This is a genomic window from Leptospira andrefontaineae (genome assembly GCF_004770105.1).
Taxonomy (GTDB): Bacteria; Spirochaetota; Leptospiria; order Leptospirales; family Leptospiraceae; genus Leptospira_B; species Leptospira_B andrefontaineae.
Map to the genome: position 1 here is coordinate 1 of NZ_RQEY01000017.1, position 1,859 is coordinate 1,859.

At 41.0% G+C, this 1,859-nt stretch carries 1 pseudogene; it reads right to left on the minus strand.

Annotated features, from left to right (window positions below):
* Positions 1-1,859: pseudogene (locus EHO65_RS19930) on the minus strand (LIC12048 family lipoprotein); the annotation flags it as partial.

A 1,859-nucleotide genomic window follows, 5' to 3' on the forward strand; every position in this document is an offset into this window, starting at 1 on the left:
TATTTGAACGTTGAGAGTGTAATCTCTTTCGATCAAAGGTGATAAGAAGAAGTTATTCAATCCATACTGCAATGAACCAGGATTCAAGAGATTCAAATTGTAAGAACGAATAACCTGCTGAGAAGGATTCGTATCTACAGAAAGCCAAGTAACCAAACCGACAGACGAAGACAAATCACCTACGATACTAGGCCCAGTTTGATTTCCTTGGTTTGTTGTGCTTATAAAGAACTCTCCGCTTCCTTTCAGTGAAATGGAATTGCTTACTAAGGAAAGTTGTCTACCTCGGATAGTAGACTTAGCATTCTCAATATGTTCCCAGAATGAGAAAATATAATTTCCAACAATAATATTTCCTCCTGCCTTCTTCGTAGTTCCTGCCGAAGAATTCCCAATCGAAAGTGCGGAATTGATCGCAATACCGTCAGTCAAATTAATTCCCATCAAATAAATCCCGGTCCCTGAAGAGAAAGAGATTAGTCCAGTGGTTCCAGAAACATAAGTCTTAAATGAATCTACAGCGGTTCCAACTTGGATTAAGCCGGTAGACACGGAATTTCCCGTTGCAAGATCAACTACTCGAGTATTCAGAGTATTTGCATGATTTCTAACGGTAACAAGCCCTCTACCATTCGTTGCTTTTACGGAGATATTTGAAACATAACCAATTTGTTGATTTGATGTAGCGGCCTGCATAGTTCCAGCTGAGCCAACAAGAGATGCGTTAGTTAAGTCATATACTCTATAAGAAACACTATAACTTGGAGGAGGATCATCAATAGAGTCTGTCCACCCTCTTGCATTCAGAATAACTATCGCTTTTGTGCCATCCACATCTACTTTTGTTCCGTAATACCCTGGCGTATTACTGACGGTGTTTACCATTTGGAATGTAGCAGCTGACGCAGTAACAGTGTTTGCCACAGAATTAATTGTGTAAATACGTGCATTCACACGTTTTGTATAGTTAACAAAATCCAACATCCACTGATCGTTCCAAACTACAATCGCGGAACCCGTATTTCCGATTCCGACATTCACATTGCTTGCACCATTCGTGCTAAATGCAGCTGTACGAGTGTCAACCAACACCGGGGCAGCCCCAATCTGTGCACAAGTATTGAGATCCCTTGCAGTCAGATAGATTTGTTTATCGTTCGTGTATGCGATAGCAATCTTTCCGTTGCTTAACTTCGCATCAAATACAGTGCTTGTGGGGAGCCCGGAAGCAATCGTATATTGAGCAGAACAACCGCTTGGCACTAGACCGGTAGAGATTTGGATAAACTTTGCAAGTAAGCTCGTATCTTTGCGCCAAATTACAAAAGATTTATCGCCTTCCGAGACTGTAATAGGTTCGCTAACAGAAACCCCTCCTAAATCGCTCAAGATTGCATCAGCAGAAACTGTTCCAAAACGATACGAAAGTCCAGAATTTGTAGATAATTGGAATTTACCGTCCGAGAGAAAACTATTGAAGCTTCCTGCATCTGACCAAGAGTTCCAATAAGGAACACCTTTGTTGTAATTTCCCATCCAGTTTACTGCTAAATAATCAGGTGTGTATCCTAAACATCCATATGGATGGAAAAGATTTATCCCGGAACAAGAGAAGCTGCTTCCTGTTAAAAGAGGGAGATATTGTGGAATCGAATAATTAGAAGCAGGAGATGCATTCGTTTGCGTATTCCAATCTGTTAAGAAAGAATTATCTACGATTAAACGTACATCTGGCGATGACAAAGCACCAGGAACAGAGACCGAAGTCGTTTTGATATTCTTCTTTTTCATCGCAGTGTCGACAACCACGGTGAATGAGCCGTCAGGATATCCTGGAGTAGGAGTAACACTTACTACAG